The following is an 18,822-nucleotide window of genomic DNA, read 5'->3' on the forward strand; positions in this document are numbered from 1 at the left end:
GCCGCGATCTGGCACAACCGGACCACCGGCCAGCCCGTGACGAGATCCCTGATCGCCTACGACCACTGAACCAACTTCGGACTTACTCGTCTAGTACGGGGGAGTGGGTGTCTCCGGTGGTTGTCGACGGGAACGTCGCGTGTCCGCTGCGACGATGCCGAGCAGCACCACGGCGGCAACCGCGCCGGCGGTGAGCGGCCGGAGGTGCGGTGCTGCCGGGCTCAGCAGGCCGAGGGTCAGCAGGCCGGCGATCCGGCTTCGGGAGACCCGGCCGAATACCTGGTATTCGAGCGTCGATCGCCCGGCGAGGAAGAGCGCGGGGCCCCCGAGGATGGCGATGAGCCAGGTCGCCGGGAGGTGACCGCGCGGCTCGGTGATGAACAGTTCGAAGCCGACGCCGGTCAGCACGATCCCCGCGATCATGGTCATGTGGGCGAACGCCATGTCGGTCGCGAGCCGGGCCGGGTTACGGGAACGGTCGACCGCAGTGCCCAGCATCCCCCCGGCCACGTGGAAGTAGATCCGCCAGAGCAGGACGGTGCTCGCCAGCGCCAGGACGAAACCACCCGTCTGGTCGGTGTGGAACTCGCTGCCGCTGAAGGCGAGGCCGATGACGAAGATCGCCTCGCCGAGAGCGATGAGGAGGAACTGCTGGTACCGCTCGGCCAGGTGCTCGGCTGCGATCGTCTGGACGCCGAGCCGTCGTGCGCCGAGTCGGGGGGTCGGCCAGCCGAGGAACAGTCCGGTGTAGTCGATCAGGACGGCGAGGGTCCAGAGCACCCCGCGAGCCCTGCCGTCGTCGACCAGCCCGCCGACGACCCAGAACGGTGCGCTCACGCCGAACCAGAACAGGATCCGGATGGACTGTTGCGGGTCCGGCCGGCCGTGCCCGACGACGCGGAAGAACACCACCCGGCCGATCTGGAGGGTCACCAGGGTGATGGCGAAGAGGGGGGCCCGTGCGCCGAAGCCGTCCGGCACGGCGACGGCCATCGTCATGGAATTGACCAACGTCATGATGATGACGGTTTGGACGATCGGGGTGTCCGGGTCCAGCCAACTGGTCGACCACACCGTCACCGCCCAGACCGCCCACAGCGCCAGGAACAGCAGCAGAGCCTGGCCGAGGCCCGCGTACACGCCGCGTTGGCCGTCGGTGAAGTCGGTGATCAGCCGCGCGGAGATCCTGGTCAGGGCGAAGACGAAGACCAGGTCGAGGAAGAGCTCCAGGAAGGTGGCCCGCTGGCGGGTGGTCTCGCTGCGCAACAACCCGTCGGGGGTGTTCCTCATCGGCTCGCCGCGGGCCGATGTCGCCGAGCGATCACGTGCCCTCCTGTCGCGGTGATCTCCTCGCCTAACGAGCCAGGGGCGGCTGTGGCACGTGGAGCGAAGGCGCTGCCCCACCACAACAGTCGCCAATCTGTCACCCGACCGCTACGGCAGGTGTGCGCGCTTACGCTCGTGGGCGTGCCCGGACCTGCCGAGAAGGCCGCTGAACAGGACCGGCGTGACCTCATCGTCACTGTCGCGCGAGAGTTGGCCGAGACGGAGGGCTGGGCGGGTGTGACCACCCGGCGTCTCGCCGAACGCACCGAGATCGACATGGGCGACATCTATCGGCACTTCGCCGATCTGGAGGCGCTGATCGCCGCGGTCGCGGTGTGCGCCTTCGCCGATCTGGCGGCCGACCTCGCCGAGGCGCACGCGGAGACCACCGGCAGCCCGGAGGGGGTATGGCCGGCGGTCGCGACCGCGTACCTCGACTTCGCGTACACGAATCCCGAGGTCTATGACGCGATGCTCGCGCTGACCCCCGACCTGGCCCTCGGCGTGGACGGGGTGCCGGCCGCGCCGCGGGCGGTCTTCGCCGAACTGCGGGCGGCCCTGACCCCGCTGGCCGAGGGGCGGGACCCGGACACCCTCGCCGAGGTGGGTTGGAGCCTGCTGCACGGCGTGGTGATGCTCACCCGCGGCGGTCGGCTGCGACCCGAGGGGCAGGAGGACCGCGAGGCACTGATCGCGCAGCGGTTGCTGCGGTGGCCGTGACCACGGCACGGCCCACACTCGATCGTGGTCAGTTGAGGGGCTCGCGGTCGGCCGGGCCCTTGTCGGCGAACCGGAACGTGGTGTTCAGCTTGGCGTTGCCCACCTCCTTGAGGATGAGGCCGTTGCCGGGGAGGTGCTGGAGGAATCGGGTCTCGCTGCCGATCGCGTACGTGCCGTCGCCCTTGGCGATGATGGTGAACCGCTGGATCGGGTCGTCCTGGTCGCAGACGGCGACGCCGATGGTCAGTTCGGGCTCGATGTCCAGGCCGTTGACCTGCCAGCAGGACGGATCGTCGTTCGCGGGGTGGCCGTCCTTGGTGCCGAATGCCCTGATGACGTACCGGTCGCCGCCGATCGGTGTCGGCACGAACAGGATGCGACCGCCGGTGTCGCCGCCCTCCTCGAGCCGCCCGCTGATCTCCAACGGTTCCCCCGACCCCCGCACCCGGGTGATCGTGATCTCCCGCTTGCCGGACAGCAGCGGGTCGGTCGCCGCCGCCGCCGCCGACGGGGTCGGCGTCGCTGCCGTGGGCGTCGGCGTGCCTGTCACGGCACCCGACGGCGTCGGCGTGCCCGCCGCGGTACCCGGCGTCGGGTCGGCGCCGCCCTGGCACGCCACCAGCACGCTGGTGCAGGCCAGCACCGCCGCGCCGGTGACCCACTTCATGGTGACCATGTCGTACTCCTCAACAGCAGTCCCGAACCTGGGCGGGAATCATCATGGATGTCGCGTCCACATGACGGCGGCTGTGCCGCAACGGTTCACGAAAATCCGGAAGATCTCACATCCATCTCCCGCCTATCCTGTCTCTCGGCCTGGCGGGCGGTGGCACGGGGAGGGCATGGCATGACGGTCGGCGTGGCGGCGCGACGACAGGCGCAGGTGTTGATCTTCGATGCGGACGACACGTTGTGGGAGAACAACGTCGTCTTCGAGCGGGTGATCGACGACTTCCTGGGCTGGCTGGACCACCCCACCCTGGACCGGGCCGCGCTGCGGGCCGTCCTCGACGACATCGAGCGGGCCAACGCGGTGGCGCACGGGTACGGCAGCAAGGTCTTCCTGCGCAGCCTGGCGGAGTGCCTGGAGCGGCTGCGCGAACGGCCGGCCACCGACTCCGAACGTCAGGAGATCGACCGGCTGGCGGTGGCCCTCGTCGAGCACCAGGTGGAGCTGATGCCCGGGGTGGCCGACGCGCTCGACGAGTTGGCCGGCCGGCACGAGTTGCTGCTGCTCACCAAGGGCGACCGCGAGGAGCAGCAGCGCAAGCTGGACGCCTGCGGTCTGCTGCACCACTTCGGGGCGGCGCACATCGTCGCCGAGAAGAACGTCGACACGTACCGGTGGCTCACTCGGGAGCACGGCTTCGCGCCGGACGGGGCGTGGATGATCGGGAACTCCCCGAAGTCCGACATCCTGCCGGCGCGGGCCGCCGGGTTGAACGCGGTGTTCATTCCGAACGAGAACACCTGGGTCCTGGAGGACGACGAACTGGACCCGACCGACGGCGGGGTGCTGCGGCTCGCCGCGTTCCGGGACCTGCTGCGCCACTTCTGACCGTACCGAAGCCCAACAGCGTCGGCGATCATGGTCGCGTTACGCGAATCTGCCCGATTTTCAGCGTGGGATCAGTCCTGCCGCCGGTCGTCCGACGCGGCTTGTCCGGCCGGTCGGAGCGCGCCTAACCTGGCTCGGCGCTGCCGGCCCTTCGGGGTGTGTCGGGGCGCGTCGGCGTTCGGCGGGTGAGCACCGTGGAGCTGAGTGCGAAAGTGGCTGGCTCGCCCCGTTCCGGCGCGTGGCGTCGTGTCACGCCCGCGCGGCGGGGTGCTGGAGCTGTCCGCTTCCCTGCCGGACGGCCGAGGGTCAGGGCCGGGTAGTTGCGGACCCGGTCCTGACCCGGCCCGCGAATCGTTCGAGCGGGGCAGACCGCGCGCCGGTGCGACTGTCAGGATGGCGGCATGAAGCGCAGATCTCTCCTTTTCGGCGCGGCGGCGGGTCTGGTCGCCCCGGCCGTGCTCGCCCCGGCCGCGCCCGCACTCGCGGCGAGCGGCCCCCTGCGGGCGGGCGCAGCCACGGCACCGCCGCAGCGACCCCTGCCGAAGTGGCAGCCCCAGAACCGGGCCAGCGCGCTGACCACGCTGCCGGCGGAGACGAAGCAGGTGATCGTCGTCGGCGCCAGCAGCTACACCACCACCTACGCCACGCTGGAGGCGTTCGTGCGGGTGCGGAGCACCTGGCAGCCGGCCTCGGCGTCGTTGCCCGCCCGGATCGGCTCGAAGGGCTTCAGTGACAACCACGTGGAGGGTGTGCCGACCACGCCGACCGGCGTCTACTCGATCGGCCCCACCATGTACGGCATCGCCGCCGACCCGGGCGTGCGGTTCCCCTACCACCGGCTGGTCAGCGGTGACTGGTGGAACGAGAACCCGTCGTCGGCGCTCTACAACACCTTCCAGCACAGTTCGACCAACCCGGGTGGGGCCAGCGAGGCACTCTGGAAGGAGGTCCCCGCGTACACGCACTTCGCGGTGATCACCTACAACATGCCGCCGAACGTGCCGAAGCCGGTGCCGAACGCGGGCAGCGGGATCTTCCTGCACCAGTTCAGCACCAGCGCCGGCAACGCCACCGCCGGTTGTGTCTCCCTCGCCCACGATCACCTGGTCGACGTGCTCAACTGGCTGGACCCGGCGCTGTCACCACGCATCGTGCTCAGCCCGTACGCCCAGCTCAGCCGATACTGAGAGCCGCTGCGGCTCAGCCCGCCTCGCGCCGGACGATCGCCACCGCCACCCGGCAGAACTCGTCCATGTCCGGGTTGAAGCCGGCAGCGATGTCGGGATGCAACCCGGAGCGGGTCTCCTCCAACAGCCGCTGACAGACCTGCTCGACCGGTTCGCCGGCATAGCCGGAGCGGACCCGCTCGGTGGCCGCCTGAAGCGCCGAGGTCAGCTGCTCCTCCAGCGGGCCGCGCAGCTTCTGCTGCACAGGATCGAGCCCGCGGGGGTCGAGCGTGACATGTGGCTCCGACATCGGTGCTCCCTTCGTCGGCGTCCGCGATACCCCACCGCGGACGTCGGTCAAACCCCTGTCGGTACGGCGGCGACCCGCACCTGGTACGAGAACTCCTCGGCCGGCTCCTCGTGGTACGACAGCCGGCGGATCTGCCGGTCGTCGTCGTAGAGGGCGACATCCACCAGCACACCGAGATGGGTGAGGCCGATGCTCGACACCCGCTTCTTGTCCTGCAACACCGCGCAGACGCCGCCGAGAAGGGTGCTGGCGTCGGACGTACGGTGCCCGGGCGGGCAGCGCAACACCAGGTCCACCTCGATCGGCCCGGGCAACGGCGTCCAGCCGGTGCGCTGGGCCGCGGCGAGGGCGGCCTGGAGCAGGGTGCGGACCCTCGTCGCCTGCCGGTGCCCGGCGGCGAAGATGGACAACGCTTCGGTCTTGACCGGTGGCAGGCCGCTCACCTCGAACGTCAGGGCGAGAGCGCGGGTGTCCTGCACGACGGCACCTCCTCGTTGGGACGATCCTGCCGAAACGGGGGAGCGGCGGTGGGACGTTCCCGCGATTACCAACCGATCGGGCAGGCATGGGTAGGCCGGAGGCGTGTCGACGGCGGCGGCGAACGCGCCAGCTACGGCGCTAGGAAAACGCTAGCCGACGACGCCCGCGCTGGGTAGTCGGTCGTTCACCCGGTGGGGCGTGGTGCGAAGGCGCAGAACTCGTTGCCCTCGGGGTCGGCCAGCACCCACCACCAGTGCGCCTCGTCGATCGGCTCCCGCAGCAGCGTCGCGCCCGCCGCGATCAGCGCCATCGGCTCCGGCTCGGCCAGCTCGACATCCCAGTGCATCCGGTTCTTGACCGTCTTGGGCTCGCTCACCCCGTCGAAGACCCACTGGTCCCAGGGCAGGCCGGCGGACCCGAGCACCATCGCGTCGATCGTTCCGTGTTCGGCGGTGCCGCCGAGCACGCCGGCCCACCAGGTCGCCTGGGCGGCCGGGTCGAGCGCGTCCACCACGAGCTGAAACGGCCCCGGTCGGCTGTGGGCGTCGGCCGCGAGCGCGCAGAACTCGTTGCCGTCCGGGTCGGCCAGCACCCACCGGCCGTCGTCGTTCGGCTCGCGGACCAGTCGGGCGCCGTCCGCGAGCAGCGGCGCCGGGTCCGCGCCGGGCAACCGCAGATCCAGGTGTACGCGGGTCCTGCCGACCCGAGGCTCCGGCACCTTGTTCACCCAGATCGACTCCGCGGGTGAGCGCGCGGAGCGCGGGTCCACCCGGGTGTCGTCGTCACCGGCGTCGGCCACGTCCCCGTCGAGCATCCGGGCCCAGAAGGCACCCAGTGCGAGCGGGTCGTTGGCGTCCAGGCAGAGGTCCTTGAAGCGCGCGATCATCGTGTCAGCATGCCTGGTCCCAAGGGGTGCCCGCGCGCGTTGAGAGGGGAGTCCCCGCACGACGCCGCGACCGAGCCGAGCCGAGCCGAGCCGGGCGGGGCTGGGCCGCGATCTTGCACTTACTGTCCCGACGTAGGCGGCATTCCACGCTTTTCGACGACCGAAACTGCAAGATCGGCGGGGTTGGCGGGGCCGGGGCGGGTTAGTGCTGCTTGGCGTACGTGATGAAGGCCTTCCAGGCTGTGGGGTCGACGTGCAGGGTGCCGCCGTCACGGTCCTTGGTGTCGCGCACCAGCACCACGCTCGGCAGGTTGTCGGCGACCTCGACGCAGGAGCCGCCGTTGCCGCCGGACCGGGTCGACTTTCGCCACTGTGGGGTCAGCATGCCCATGACTTCGCCACTTCCTTGATCAGCTCGGTTGACTGCCGGCGGGGGAGCGCCTCGCTCCGCACGATCTCCCACGTCTTCGCCAGCTTAGCGACGTCGGTTGGCGCATCGACGAACTGCGCGGTGAGCTGGTTGTCGGCGTGGGCCACCCGCTCGCCGTCCGGCATCTCGGCGATGATGAACTGACCGGCCAGCCCCAGATACATCCCAGCATCCGTCGGGACGATGTGCACCTGGATATGCTCCGCCACCGCCAACTGGGCCAGGTGCTCGCACTGCTCGACCATGAGGCCCGGCTGGTCGAGCACCGGCCGGCGGAGCACCGCCTCGTCCAGCACGGCGATGAGTTGCGGCGGGCGCGGGCGTTGCAGGATCGCCTGGCGTTCCAGCCGGGAGGCGACGATCCGGTCCACATCCTCGGGGTCGAACCGGCCACCGGCCAGCGTCGCGCGAGCGTAGCGCTCGGTCTGGAGCAGGCCCGGCACGTACGCCAATTCGAACCAGCGCAGCGTGGTCGCCTCCCGCTCGAACTCGATCCACTCGCGAAGCCAGGCCGGCTCGGCGTCGAGCCGGGCCAACCCGTCGAGCATGCGGAGGAAGCGTCCGCCGGTCTGGTGGCGGGTGTCGACCGCCCTCATGTACTCCTTCGTGGGCGGTCGCCCGCCGGTCTCCACCGAGCTGACGTGTGAACCCGAATAGCCGATGCCTCGGCCGAAGTCGTCCTGACTGAGCCCTGTTTCCGCCCGGAGCAGGCGCAACTCCTCCAGCACGTAGTCGGTGACGGTCCCCATCGATTCCCCAACCTTCGCTCAGTCTGGCTCGGCGTGTCCCTCATGGGTGCTCACCTGGACCGCTGAGCTGCACGGACGGCGCGAGCACGTATCGAAGGTAGTCGCGTCATCACCAGACTGTCACCAGTGGCGGGTCCGCTGGTGGCCGGAATGGCGGCGGCAGGCTCTGCACCCGGGGTCGCTCCCGTCTTCCCCTTGCGGGAGCGGCCCCTTCACCCACCTTCAGGAGGACGATGTGCTGAGCCCTTTGGTGCGGTGGCGGTGATGGTTGTGGTCCGGCCGCCCGTCCCGCACGTCGCCATGCGCCCGCTCTGGCGGTGCCGCAACTGTGGCACCGAGTGGCCGTGTCAACCGGCCAAGCTGGCCCTGCTGACGGAGTACCGGGCCAACCGGACCGCACTGTTGATCTATCTCGGCACTCTCATGCACGAGGCGACGAGCCAGCTCACCCAACTCCACCCGGATCATCCGCCGGCCCGGATGACCGAACGCTTCCTCTCCTGGGCCAGGGCCCGGCGCTGACGGTCGGCGTGCCGTCGTTCAGCCCGGAAAGTCAGGCGACGGGCCCGCGCCTCGGCCACACCCTGCTCGCTGACGTGGATGCCGGCCAGGCTGGCGCTGCTCGTACCGTCAAGCGGGTTTGACTCTGGTGGCATTCGGGTGCGGGCGTTGGCGGCGGTCCGGGCGTGAACTTCCGTTGTAACAGCCAGGTTTCGTGGCTTCACGGGTGGGGCAGAGTACCCGCTACAGAGCATCTGGGCCGGTGTTTCCGCAGCTTGCCGACTCGGAATCGGCTCGCCGTGCGCCGGGGCACGGATGCCCTCCCCGGTCTTTCGCCGAGGAGAGGGGAAGGGCGATGACGGACCCCGAAACGGCTCGACAGCGACGCCGGCCGGTAGCACGGCTGGGCGCGGCGGCCGCCGCGCTGGCACTCGTGGCACCGCTGGCCGCGTGCGGCGCGGACGACGCTGGTGGCCCACCGACGATCAACCTGTACTACCCGCCCGAGCAGAACCTGCAGAAGGTCGTCGACGACTGCAACGCGCAGGCCCAGGGACGGTACGAGATCGCCTACCGGGTGCTGCCCCGGCAGGCCGACGACCAGCGGGTGCAGATGGTGCGCCGGCTGGCCGCCGAGGACAGCGGGATGGATCTGCTCGGGCTGGACGTCACCTGGACCCAGGAGTTCGCCAGCGCCGACTGGATCCGCGAGTGGACCGGCCAGGACAAGGCCGAGGTCGAGCAGGGCACCCTCGCCGGGCCGTTGGACACCGCCCGCTACAAGGACAAGGTGTACGCGGCGCCGAAGAACACCAATGTCCAGCTGCTCTGGTACCGCAAGGACCTGGTGCCGCAGCCGCCGACCACCTGGGACCAGATGATCAGCGCGGCCCAGCAGCTCAAGGACCAGGGCAAGCCGTACCAGGTGCTCACCATGGGCGCGCAGTACGAGGGCCTGGTCGTCCTCTACAACACCCTCGCCGAAAGCGCCGGCGGGAAGATCCTCAACGACGACGGTACGAAGGCCGTGATGGACGAGGGCACCGTCCGGGCGTTGGAGCAGCTGAAGAAGTTCGCCACGTCGGGCGTGACCTCGCCGTCGTTCAGCAACGCCACCGAGGACCCCGTTCGGCTGGAGTTCCAGTCCGGCGAGGGCGCGTTCCAGGTGAACTGGCCGTTCGTCTACCCGGCTCTCCAGGAGGCGAACCCGGACCTGGCCAAGCAGGTCGGCTGGGCTCGGATCCCGGGCATCGACGAGGGCACCCCCAGCAAGGTCACCATCGGTGGGGTCAACCTGGCGGTCAGCTCCTACTCCAAGCACCCGGAGCAGTCCTTCGAGGCGGCCCGGTGCATCCGCAGCGCCGAGCACCAGAAGTTCTCCGCCATCAACGACGGTGTGCCGCCGACCATCGAGGCGGTCTTCGACGACCCGGAGATGACCGAGGCGTACCCGATGAAGGACACCATCCTGGAGGAGCTGAAGGAACCGGCGACGCGTCCGCTGACCCCCGCCTACCAGAGCATCTCCACAGTGATGTCGGCGATCCTGTCGCCGCCGTCCGGCATCCGTCCGCAGCAGACCGCCGACGAGCTGCGCGACGCCATCGCCGACGCCCTCCAGTCCAAGGGGGTCCTGCCGTGACCCGGCCCGCCACCACCGAAACGCCGGACCAGACCGACGGCCCGCGCGCCACAGTGCCCACCCAACGCGGCAGCCGTCGCAAGCCCCCGTTGAGCGAGAACAAGAAGGCCGAACGCCGGCTCGGTCTGCTGCTCTGCGCGCCGGCCGCGCTGGTCATGATCGCGGTGACCGCGTACCCGATCATCTACTCGGTCTGGTTGTCGTTGCAGCGCTTCGACCTGCGCTTTCCCGACCAGCGTGAGTTCATCGGGCTGGAGAACTACGTCACCGTGCTCACCAACGAGTTCTGGTGGACCGCGTTCGGGGTGACCATGCTGATCACGGTGGTCACCGTCGCCGTCGAGTTGGTGCTCGGCATGGGCCTGGCGATCATCATGCACCGCACCATCGTCGGGCGCGGCCTGGTCCGGACCTCGGCGCTGATCCCGTACGGGATCGTCACAGTGGTCGCCGCGTTCTCCTGGCGGTACGCCTGGACGCCCGGCACCGGCTACCTGGCCGACCTGTTCAGCGACGGCGCGCCACTCACCGAGCGGGCCAGCTCCCTGGCGATCATCATGCTGGCGGAGATCTGGAAGACCACCCCGTTCATGGCGCTGCTGCTGATGGCCGGACTGGCGCTGGTCCCGGAGGACCTGCTCAAGGCGGCCTCCACCGACGGCGCGACCGCCTGGCAGAAGTTCACCAAGGTGATGCTGCCGGTGATGAAGCCGGCGATCCTGGTCGCGTTGCTGTTCCGCACCCTGGACGCGTTCCGGGTCTTCGACAACATCTTCGTGTTGACCGCCGGAGGCAACGAGACGTCGTCGGTGTCGATGCTCGCCTACAACAACCTGATCCGGGGTCTCAACCTCGGCATCGGCTCGACGATGTCGGTGCTGATCTTCATCACCGTGGCGATCATCGCCTTCGTCTTCGTGAAGCTGTTCGGCACCGCTGCTCCCGGCAGCGACGACGGGGAGAGGCGCTGACATGGCTGTCGAAACCACTACCAGGGCAAAGCTGCGCTGGGGTCTGCTCGACGTCCTCGTGGTCGTCTTCGCGCTGGTCCCGGTGCTGTGGATCGCGTCGTTGTCGTTCAAGACGCCGGCGACCCTCACCGACGGGAACTTCATCCCGCGGGAGTGGACGTTGGACAACTACCGGACCATCTTCGACACCGACCAGTTCGTCCGGGCGCTGGTGAACTCGATCGGCGTCGCGCTGATAGCCACGCTGGTCGCGGTCGTGCTCGGAGCGATGGCCGCGTACGCGATCAGCCGGCTGGACTTCCCCGGCAAGAAGCTGCTGGTCGGCGTCTCCCTGCTGATCGCGATGTTCCCGCAGGTGTCACTGGTGTCGCCGCTGTTCGAGATCGAGCGTCAGCTCAAGATCTTCGACACCTGGCTGGGGCTGATCCTGCCGTACATCACCTTCGCGCTGCCGCTGGCGATCTACACGCTGTCGGCGTTCTTCAAGCAGATCCCGTGGGACCTGGAGAAGGCCGCGAAGATGGACGGCGCCACCCAGGGGCAGGCGTTCCGGCGGGTGATCGCGCCACTGGCCGCGCCCGGGCTGTTCACCACGGCGATCCTGGTCTTCATCTTCTGCTGGAACGACTTCCTGTTCGCGATCTCGCTGACCTCGACCGAGCGGTCCCGCACGGTGCCGGCCGCGTTGTCGTTCTTCACCGGGGCGTCGCAGTTCGAGGACCCCACCGGGGCGATCTGCGCCGCCGCCGTGGTGATCACCGTTCCGATCATCCTGTTCGTTCTCTTCTTCCAGCGTCGCATCGTGTCCGGTCTGACCTCCGGCGCGGTCAAGGGATAGGTGGGTAGTCATGGCTGACATCGTGCTGGACAAGGTGAGCAAGAGCTTCCCGGACGGGACCGTCGCCGTGCAGGACGTCGACCTGGAGATCGCCGACGGCGAGTTCGTGATCCTGGTCGGGCCCTCGGGCTGCGGCAAGTCCACCACCCTCAACATGATCGCCGGGCTGGAGGACATCAGCTCCGGTGAACTGCGCATCGCCGGGCAGCGGGTCAACGACAAGGCCCCCCGGGACCGGGACATCGCCATGGTGTTCCAGTCGTACGCGCTGTACCCGAACATGACGGTGCGGGAGAACATGGCGTTCCCGCTGCGACTGGCGAAGCTCGACAAGGAGACCATCGACCGCAAGGTCGACGAGGCGGCGAAGGTGCTGGAGCTGACCTCGCTGCTGGACCGCAAGCCGGCCAACCTCTCCGGTGGCCAGCGTCAGCGGGTGGCGATGGGCCGGGCGATCGTCCGCCAGCCGAAGGCATTCCTGATGGACGAGCCGTTGTCCAACCTCGACGCCAAGCTGCGGGTGCAGATGCGCACAGTGGTGTCCCGCCTGCAGAAGCAGCTCGGCACCACCACCGTCTACGTCACCCACGACCAGACCGAGGCGATGACTCTCGGCGACCGTGTGGTGATCATGCGCGGCGGCGCGGTGCAGCAGGTCGGGCCTCCCCAGGAGCTGTACGACCACCCGAAGAACCTCTTCGTGGCCGGCTTCATCGGCTCACCGTCGATGAACTTCCTACACGCCGCCGTGCAGGACGGCGAGCTGCACACCGCCCTGGGCACCGTGCCGATCGGTGACCGGATCCGCCGTGAGCTGGAGGCGGCCGACGCGCCCCGCGAGCTGATCCTCGGCATCCGGCCCGAGCACTTCGAGGACGCCGAACTGGTCGACGACGACACCCGTCGGCGGGGTCTGGAGTTCGAGGCGCCGGTGGACATCGTCGAGTCGATGGGCTCGGACAAGTACGTCTACTTCACCGTCGAGGGGGAGAAGGCCAGCGCCGCCGAGTTGGAGGAGTTGGCCGCCGACGCCGGCGCCGCCGACTTCGCCGGCGCCGGTGGCAACCTGGTCACCCGCCTGTCCGCCGAGTCCCCGGTCGCCGAGGGCCAGTCCCGCCGGGTCTGGTTCAACCTGGAAAAGATCCACCTGTTCGACCCGGCCAACGGCCGCAACCTGACCCTGCAGGAGGGCCGAGCAGCCGGCGCGCTCGCCGACTGACGACCTCCTTTCGCCGCCGATCTTGCACTTTCGGTTGTCGATACAGGTGGAATGCCCCTTGTGTCGCGACAGAAAGTGCAAGATCGGCGCGGCGGGGGGTGGGGCGCGGGGCGCGGGGCGGGGTGGGTGGGGTGCGTGTTCTGCGGGGTTCGGGTGGGCGTGGCAGGGTGGTCGTAGGTCGCGTCGTGGAGCGGGGGGCACATGGACCGACGATTGGCCGCGCTGGCCAACGCGCACGGTGTTTCCACCTGGTACGAGGATTGGCGGCACCGCCGCGTCGAGGTCGCACCGCGGACAGTGGTGGGTGTGCTGGGGCTGCTCGGCGTGGACGCCACCAGCCCGTCAGCGATCGCCGACGCGCTCGCCGCCGCCCGCGCGGTCGACCGGAACGCCCTGCCGGAGACGGTCGTGCTCACTTACGGTCGCGGCCGGGCGCTGCCCGGCCCGGGGATGGTGACCCTGGAGGACGGTGGCCGCCGCGCAGTCGACGGCGAGCTGCCGGCGGACCTGCCGCTGGGTTGGCACCGGCTGGCCTGCGCCGACCGCGAGGTGACACTGGTGGTGGTGCCGCGTCGGCTGCCGGTGCCGCCGTCGAGCTGGGGGTGGATGCTCCAGCTCTACGCGCTCACGTCGGAGCGTTCCTGGGGCATGGGAGACCTCGGTGATCTCGCCGAGTTCACCGGATGGGCCGGTGCCAACGGGGCGGGGCTGGTGCTGCTCAACCCGCTGCACGCGGTCGGGCCGGCGCACCCCGTGGCCACCTCGCCGTATTCGCCGGCCAGTCGACGCTTCGTCAACCCGCTCTACCTGCGGGTCAGCGACACCGCCGCGTACCGGGCGGCGGACCCGGCCACCCGGGCGGTGGTCGACGCGCTACGTCCCGACCGGGGGCCCCTGATCGACTACGACGAGGTGTGGGCCGCCAAGCTGCGCGCGCTGGAGTTGCTGCACCCGTACGCCCAGCCGGTGGACCTTGGCGCGGACCCGGCGCTGACCAGCTTCGCCACCTGGTGCGCGCTCGCCGAGCGGCACGGCAACGACTGGCGGGCCTGGCCGGCGGAACTGCACCACCCGGACGCTCCGGCGGTCGCCGAGCAGCGTCGGCGTCTCGCCGACCGGGTCGCCTTCCACGCCTGGCTGCAACACCTCTGCGACGAGCAGCTCGACGCCGTCACGGCGGCGGCAGGCTCGGCGGGGATGCCGGTCGGTGTCGTGCACGACCTGGCCGTCGGCATCGACCCGGGTGGCGCGGACGGGTGGCAGCTCGCCGACGTGCTGGCCCAGGGAGTGCGGGTCGGCGCGCCACCGGACGACTTCAACCAGCTCGGCCAGGACTGGGGGCTCGCCGCGTGGCGCCCGGACCGCCTCGCCGCAACCGGGTACGCCGCGTACCGGGACATGCTGCGCCGCGTCCTGCGGCACGCGGGTGGCCTGCGGGTCGACCACGTCGCCGGTCTGTGGCGACTGTGGTGGGTGCCGCCGGGCGGCGGTGCGGCCGAGGGCACCTACGTGCGCTACGACGCCGAGGCGATGCTGGGCATCCTCGCGTTGGAGGCGCACCGGGCCGGCGCGGTGGTGGTCGGTGAGGATCTCGGCACGGTCCAACCGGCGGTGACCCGAGGGTTGCGGGGGCGCAACATGCTCGGCTCGACAGTGCTGTGGTTCGCGCGCGACGAGGCCGGTGACTTCGTCCCGCCGGCCCGGTGGCCGCGCAACGCCCTCGCCACCATCTCCACCCACGACCTGCCCACCGCGCCGGGCTTCCTGACCGGTGAGCACGTGCGGGTGCGCGACGAGCTGAAGCTGCTCGGCACCGACGTGGCGGTGGAGCGGGCCCGGGCCGCCGCCGACCGGGACCGGTTGTTGGGCATGCTGCGCGCCGAGAACCTGCTGCCCGAGCCGACCTCGCGGCCACCGGCCGACACTGTCGCCTCCGCGGGTGCAGAGCAAAGGACGGATGCCGATTCGGCGCTGCCCGATGCGAGCTCGGCACCCGACGACGGCGAGGTGGTGGTCGCGATGCACGCTGCGCTCGCGGCCAGCCCGACCCGGCTGCTCGGCGTCTCCCTCTACGACGTGCTGGGCGAGGTGCGCCAACCCAACATGCCGGGCACTGTCGACGAGTATCCGAACTGGCGGCTGCCGCTGCCGGCCAGCGTGGCGCAGATCCGCGCGGACCCCCGGGTGGCCCGGATCGTCGACCTGTTCAGCGCCGCCCGCCCACGACCGGCCGACCCAGCACCGCCGCAGCGGTGACGCCGCGCGGTCAGGTCAGCCAGTCGAAGCGGGCCGGCAGCCCGAGGAATTCCGCGTAGCGCCCGAGTGCCTGCTCCACCCGGGCCCGCGCGGCGGCGTCGAGCGTCATGAGCGGCTGGATCGTCACGGTCACCGCCGTGCGGCCGATCTTGCGTTTCCACACGCCCACCACCCGACCGGAGCGGACCACTGTGGCCTGGAAGATGCCGTTGTTGCCCGGCACGACGGCCGCCTGGTGGGCGGGGTCGAGCATCAACGTGCGGTCCCGGTAGCCGAGCAGGTACTCGTCGAAGCCGGGCAGCGCCAACACGTCGTCCGGCGCGGTGCGTGGCGCGTCGGCCAGGGCCGCGTCGACGTACATCGCGGTGCCGTCGACGCGTACTGTGCTCAGCGCGTCGTCGGCGGCGGCCAGGCCGCGCCGGGCGTCGGTCAGTGTGAGGCCGCTCCACCCGGCGAACTCGCGGTCGGTGACCGGGCCGTGCCCGCGAACGTATCGGTGGGCGAGCAGGGCCAACGCCTCGTCCCGCTCCAGCCGGTGGGACGTGGGGGCCCACTCGTCGAGCAGGGCGAAGGTCTGCTCGGTGCCGACGTTCGGCGCCACGCAGGTCACGCCGCGCACGCTCGCATACCACAGCAGGTGGTAGCCACGTTGCCCGTCGGTGCCCAGGCCGGCCGCCCGCAGGGTGGCGAGGCACTGCGCGCGGGTGAGTCGACCGCCGCCGGCCAACGCGGTGCCGAGGACGTCCACCGCCCGGTCCGCGTCGGCCTCGCTCAGCCCCAGCTGCGCCCGCCGGGTCGCCACGCCGGCCAGGGACCGTACGCCCGTCACCTCCAGCATCCAGCGGGCATCGGCGGACGGAACGAGGTGCACGGTGCCCCGCATCGGCCAGGTGCGCAGCGCCTCACGCCGCTCCAGGGCCGCCTGCACGTCGGCCACGCCGTGACCGGGTAGCCGGACGCCCAGCGACCACAGCCCGCTGGCCAGATCCTGTGCCTGCATCGCGCCGAACCACTCGACCACCTCGGCGACGGTGCCGGGGCGGGTGCTCGGGTGCGGGCGCAGCAGCAGGCTGGTCATCCGCAGCGCCAGCGCGTCGGCCGCGCTGAGGTCGACAGGCATCCTGCGCTCCTTTTCATGGCCGGGCGGCCAGCCTAGGGCCGGGCACCGACACTCCTGCTGGTGGGAGGCGTAACGGCGGTCGTCGGGGGAATGCGGCTCGCCGGAAGTGCGCGCGCCGCGCGTACGGAAGGGAATCTCATGACTGCCGCAAGCGAGCCGGCGCGGGGCGCCGGCGTGACGGCCGGGTCCCGGGGCCATCGGGGGGACGCCCGCGCGAAGACGAGCGCCGCGGCGACCTTCGCCCTGGTGTTCGGGGTGGCCGCTCTGTTCAGCGTGTTGACGGCGATCCTCGCCTGGCTGGGGTTGGTGCTCGGCATCATCGGGATCATCCTGGGCATCGTCGGCCTCAAGATGGCGAGTCGACCCGGGGTCACCGGTCGTGGCGTGTCGATCGGCGGCCTGGTGCTCAGCATCCTGGCCGTGCTGATCGGGCTCGGTCTGGCCGCGGGTATCACCACGTTCGTCAACAACGAAAACGCTGTGGACCGCCTGCAGACCCAGGTCGACAAGCTGCGCGACAAGATCGACTGACCGCGCGGGCCGGTCTGGGCAGGCCCGCCACCCGTCCCGGCCGGCCACAGTAGGGTGGGCGGCGTGCTCCGCCAGGTCACCGCGATCCGTTACGTCACCCCGCTGCGCGAGGGTGGGTCGCTGCCGGGCGTGGTGGAGGCCGACGACCTGGGCACCTACGTGGCGAAGTTCCGAGGCGCCGGGCAGGGGCCCAAGGCGCTGATCGCCGAGGTGATCTGCGGTGAGCTGGCGCGACGGCTGGGGTTACGGGTGCCGCCGCTGGTGGTCCTCGACGTCGACCCGGTGATCGGGCGGGCCGAGCCCGACCAGGAGGTGCAGGAGCTGCTGCGCAGCAGCGGCGGCGCCAACCTCGGGATGGACTTCCTGCCCGGGGCGTTGGGCTTCGACCCGGTGGCGCACCCGGTCGACCCGGCGCTGGCCTCCCGGGTGCTCTGGTTCGACGCGTACGTGGAGAACGTCGACCGGAGCTGGCGCAACCCGAACCTGCTCGTCTGGCACCGGGAGCTGTGGCTCATCGACCACGGCGCCTCGCTGTACTTCCACCACAACTGGCCGCGCGCCGAGGCCGCCGTGCACCGTGCCTACCGCGCGGAGGACCACGTGCTGGCGCCGTACGCGTCGCGGCTGGCCGAGGCCGACGCCGAGCTGGCCCCCCAGGTCACCCCGGAGCTGCTCACCGAAGTGCTGGCCCTGGTGCCGGGGGAGTGGTTGACCGCCGCCGACTTCGAGACGGCCGACGCGGCGCGCGGCGCGTACCTGGAACACCTGTCCCGCCGGGTCGCCCGCACGGCCGACTGGCTGCCATCGGGGAGCGGGGCATGAGGCAACCCTTCGAGTACGCGCTGATCCGGCTCGTGCCCCGCATCGAGCGCGGTGAGCAGATCAACGTCGGGGTGTTGCTCTACTGCCAGCAGCGCGACTTCCTGGCCGCGCGGACGCACCTGGACGCCGACCGGGTGCGCGCGCTGGCGCCCGACGTCGACCTGCCGGCGGTGGCCGCGGTGCTCGACTCCTGGGACCGGACCTGCTCCGGTGACGGGCCGGCGACCCGGATGCGCCTCGGTGAGCGGTTCCACTGGCTGGCCGCGCCGCGCAGCACGATGATCCAGACCGGGCCGGTGCACACCGGTCTCACCGTCGACCCGGCGGCCGAGCTGGAACGGCTGATGGCGACCCTGGTCCGCTGAGCCGGAGCGGGGGAGCGGTGATCGTCCCCTGATCGCGCTACGCCAGCGCCGTTGCCGGCGGAGCGCGATCCCCCGTTCAGGTCCCCGGTGCGGGGCGGCGGCTCGATCCCGCCGGCACCGATGGCACCAGGATCGTCGTCCGGGCGTGGCGGCGGGCCGGAACGACCGGGAAGTTGCGGAAAACTTGAGCCGGCCGTGCCGGTAGCCGGCGGCCCCGGAGGCTGTCGTTAGAGCGCGTCCGCAGCGGGTAGTCGCGGGAGCTGATCCGAGACGAGAAGGGGACACTCTGATGGCTGCCCAGACCAAGGTAGCGGTGATCTACTACAGCGCCACCGGCATCACGTACCAGATGGCGCAGGCCGTGTGTGAGGCCGCCGGGGACGCCGGTGCCGAGGTACGCCTGCGCAAGGTGCGCGAGTTGGCGCCGGACGAGGCGATCCGCTCCAACTCCGGGTGGCAGGCGCACCACCTGGAGACCCAGGACGTGCCCGAGGCGATGATCGACGACCTGGCCTGGGCCGACGTGGTGATTCTCGGCGCGCCGACCCGGTACGGCATGATCGCCGCGCAGTTGAAGCAGTTCATCGACACGACCGGCCCGCTCTGGGCCCAGGGCGCGCTGGCCAACAAGGTCTACTCCGCCTTCACCTCGACGGCGACCTCGCACGGCGGGCAGGAGACCACGCTGACCTCGCTCTTCAACGTCTTCTACCACTGGGGCGGTGTGGTGGTCACCCCCGGTTACACCGACACCAGTCAGTTCATCGCCGGCAACCCGTACGGTCCCTCGCACACCAGCAACAACGGGGAGATCGCGCCGGACGCCGTGGCCCTCGGGGCCTGCGCGCTGACCGCCCGGCGTTCCGTGCTGCTGGGGACCGCGCTGAAGGCGGGTATGGCCGGCTGACCGAACGTGGGACGAGGGCGACCGG

At 70.6% G+C, this 18,822-nt stretch carries 21 protein-coding genes; 13 read left to right on the plus strand and 8 right to left on the minus strand.

Translation table 11 applies throughout. The annotated features are described in order from the left end of the window. Positions 1–90: 90 nt before the first annotated feature. Complete coding sequence (locus ACIBEF_RS24890) at positions 91–1,290, minus strand: low temperature requirement protein A (protein WP_396795550.1); 1,200 nt, start codon at positions 1,288–1,290, stop codon at positions 91–93. Between the two features lie 177 nt (positions 1,291–1,467). On the opposite strand from ACIBEF_RS24890, the gene ACIBEF_RS24895 reads away from it, so the two are divergent. Further along, entirely contained in the window at positions 1,468–2,046 is a 579-nt protein-coding gene (locus ACIBEF_RS24895) for a TetR/AcrR family transcriptional regulator (RefSeq protein ID WP_396795551.1), read from the plus strand. Positions 2,047–2,074: 28 nt separating this feature from the next. Here the strand turns inward: ACIBEF_RS24895 and ACIBEF_RS24900 are convergent, their stop codons facing one another. Then, positions 2,075–2,722 (minus strand): hypothetical protein, encoded by a 648-nt coding sequence (locus tag ACIBEF_RS24900; protein ID WP_396795552.1) that lies wholly within the window; start codon positions 2,720–2,722, stop codon positions 2,075–2,077. A gap of 171 nt (positions 2,723–2,893) precedes the next feature. On the opposite strand from ACIBEF_RS24900, the gene ACIBEF_RS24905 reads away from it, so the two are divergent. Both ACIBEF_RS24905 and ACIBEF_RS24910 read left to right on the plus strand, forming a co-directional pair. Next, positions 2,894–3,604, plus strand: a complete 711-nt coding sequence (locus ACIBEF_RS24905; protein ID WP_393227254.1) for an HAD family hydrolase — start codon at positions 2,894–2,896, stop codon at positions 3,602–3,604. Between the two features lie 401 nt (positions 3,605–4,005). Continuing rightward, entirely contained in the window at positions 4,006–4,791 is a 786-nt protein-coding gene (locus ACIBEF_RS24910; protein ID WP_396795553.1) for a L,D-transpeptidase family protein, read from the plus strand. Between the two features lie 13 nt (positions 4,792–4,804). Here the strand turns inward: ACIBEF_RS24910 and ACIBEF_RS24915 are convergent, their stop codons facing one another. The 5 genes from ACIBEF_RS24915 to ACIBEF_RS24935 all read right to left on the minus strand — a co-directional run bounded on the left by ACIBEF_RS24915 (position 4,805) and on the right by ACIBEF_RS24935 (position 7,625). Continuing rightward, a complete protein-coding gene (locus tag ACIBEF_RS24915) occupies positions 4,805–5,080 on the minus strand; it encodes a hypothetical protein (RefSeq protein ID WP_210781930.1) in 276 nt (91 codons plus the stop codon). Between the two features lie 47 nt (positions 5,081–5,127). After that, positions 5,128–5,559 carry a hypothetical protein gene (locus tag ACIBEF_RS24920; RefSeq protein WP_355008410.1) on the minus strand — a complete coding sequence of 144 codons (432 nt, stop codon included), beginning with the start codon at positions 5,557–5,559 and terminating at the stop codon, positions 5,128–5,130. Between the two features lie 185 nt (positions 5,560–5,744). Next, on the minus strand, positions 5,745–6,446 hold the full coding sequence (locus ACIBEF_RS24925; protein WP_396795554.1) for a VOC family protein: 702 nt from the start codon (positions 6,444–6,446) through the stop codon (positions 5,745–5,747). Between the two features lie 202 nt (positions 6,447–6,648). Then, positions 6,649–6,831 carry a DUF397 domain-containing protein gene (locus ACIBEF_RS24930; protein WP_396795626.1) on the minus strand — a complete coding sequence of 61 codons (183 nt, stop codon included), beginning with the start codon at positions 6,829–6,831 and terminating at the stop codon, positions 6,649–6,651. Next, positions 6,825–7,625 carry a helix-turn-helix domain-containing protein gene (locus tag ACIBEF_RS24935; RefSeq protein ID WP_396795555.1) on the minus strand — a complete coding sequence of 267 codons (801 nt, stop codon included), beginning with the start codon at positions 7,623–7,625 and terminating at the stop codon, positions 6,825–6,827. Before ACIBEF_RS24935 ends, ACIBEF_RS24930 begins: the two co-directional genes overlap by 7 nt. Positions 7,626–7,889: 264 nt before the next feature. Between ACIBEF_RS24935 and ACIBEF_RS24940 the strand changes: the two genes are divergently transcribed. The 6 genes from ACIBEF_RS24940 (at position 7,890) to malQ (ending at position 15,052) form a co-directional block, all read left to right on the plus strand. Further along, positions 7,890–8,147 carry a flavin reductase gene (locus ACIBEF_RS24940; protein WP_396795556.1) on the plus strand — a complete coding sequence of 86 codons (258 nt, stop codon included), beginning with the start codon at positions 7,890–7,892 and terminating at the stop codon, positions 8,145–8,147. 334 nt (positions 8,148–8,481) lie between these two features. Further along, a complete protein-coding gene (locus ACIBEF_RS24945) occupies positions 8,482–9,768 on the plus strand; it encodes an ABC transporter substrate-binding protein (protein ID WP_396795557.1) in 1,287 nt (428 codons plus the stop codon). A gap of 53 nt (positions 9,769–9,821) precedes the next feature. Then, positions 9,822–10,739 (plus strand): carbohydrate ABC transporter permease, encoded by a 918-nt coding sequence (locus tag ACIBEF_RS24950; RefSeq protein WP_396795627.1) that lies wholly within the window; start codon positions 9,822–9,824, stop codon positions 10,737–10,739. A 1-nt stretch (position 10,740) separates the two neighbouring features. Continuing rightward, complete coding sequence (locus tag ACIBEF_RS24955) at positions 10,741–11,577, plus strand: carbohydrate ABC transporter permease (RefSeq protein ID WP_124816208.1); 837 nt, start codon at positions 10,741–10,743, stop codon at positions 11,575–11,577. 10 nt (positions 11,578–11,587) lie between these two features. Beyond that, positions 11,588–12,796 (plus strand): ABC transporter ATP-binding protein, encoded by a 1,209-nt coding sequence (locus ACIBEF_RS24960; RefSeq protein ID WP_396795558.1) that lies wholly within the window; start codon positions 11,588–11,590, stop codon positions 12,794–12,796. Between the two features lie 201 nt (positions 12,797–12,997). Beyond that, a complete protein-coding gene (malQ, locus tag ACIBEF_RS24965) occupies positions 12,998–15,052 on the plus strand; it encodes a 4-alpha-glucanotransferase (protein ID WP_396795559.1) in 2,055 nt (684 codons plus the stop codon). Positions 15,053–15,062: 10 nt separating this feature from the next. Here the strand turns inward: malQ and ACIBEF_RS24970 are convergent, their stop codons facing one another. Continuing rightward, the gene (locus tag ACIBEF_RS24970) at positions 15,063–16,172 is read right to left on the minus strand and encodes a winged helix DNA-binding domain-containing protein (protein ID WP_396795560.1); all 1,110 of its coding nucleotides are present in this window, start codon (positions 16,170–16,172) and stop codon (positions 15,063–15,065) included. A gap of 138 nt (positions 16,173–16,310) precedes the next feature. On the opposite strand from ACIBEF_RS24970, the gene ACIBEF_RS24975 reads away from it, so the two are divergent. The 4 genes from ACIBEF_RS24975 to wrbA all read left to right on the plus strand — a co-directional run bounded on the left by ACIBEF_RS24975 (position 16,311) and on the right by wrbA (position 18,797). Next, entirely contained in the window at positions 16,311–16,703 is a 393-nt protein-coding gene (locus tag ACIBEF_RS24975; RefSeq protein WP_396795562.1) for a hypothetical protein, read from the plus strand. A gap of 63 nt (positions 16,704–16,766) precedes the next feature. Continuing rightward, positions 16,767–17,525 (plus strand): HipA family kinase, encoded by a 759-nt coding sequence (locus ACIBEF_RS24980; RefSeq protein ID WP_396795563.1) that lies wholly within the window; start codon positions 16,767–16,769, stop codon positions 17,523–17,525. Further along, positions 17,522–17,890, plus strand: coding sequence for a DUF3037 domain-containing protein (locus tag ACIBEF_RS24985; protein WP_396795564.1), 369 nt, complete (start codon positions 17,522–17,524; stop codon positions 17,888–17,890). Before ACIBEF_RS24980 ends, ACIBEF_RS24985 begins: the two co-directional genes overlap by 4 nt. Before the next feature lie 289 nt (positions 17,891–18,179). Next, entirely contained in the window at positions 18,180–18,797 is a 618-nt protein-coding gene (gene wrbA, locus ACIBEF_RS24990; protein ID WP_396795565.1) for an NAD(P)H:quinone oxidoreductase, read from the plus strand. The last annotated feature ends 25 nt before the right edge of the window (positions 18,798–18,822 follow it).

The organism is Micromonospora sp. NPDC050795 (genome assembly GCF_044456785.1).
Taxonomy (GTDB): domain Bacteria; phylum Actinomycetota; class Actinomycetes; order Mycobacteriales; family Micromonosporaceae; genus Micromonospora.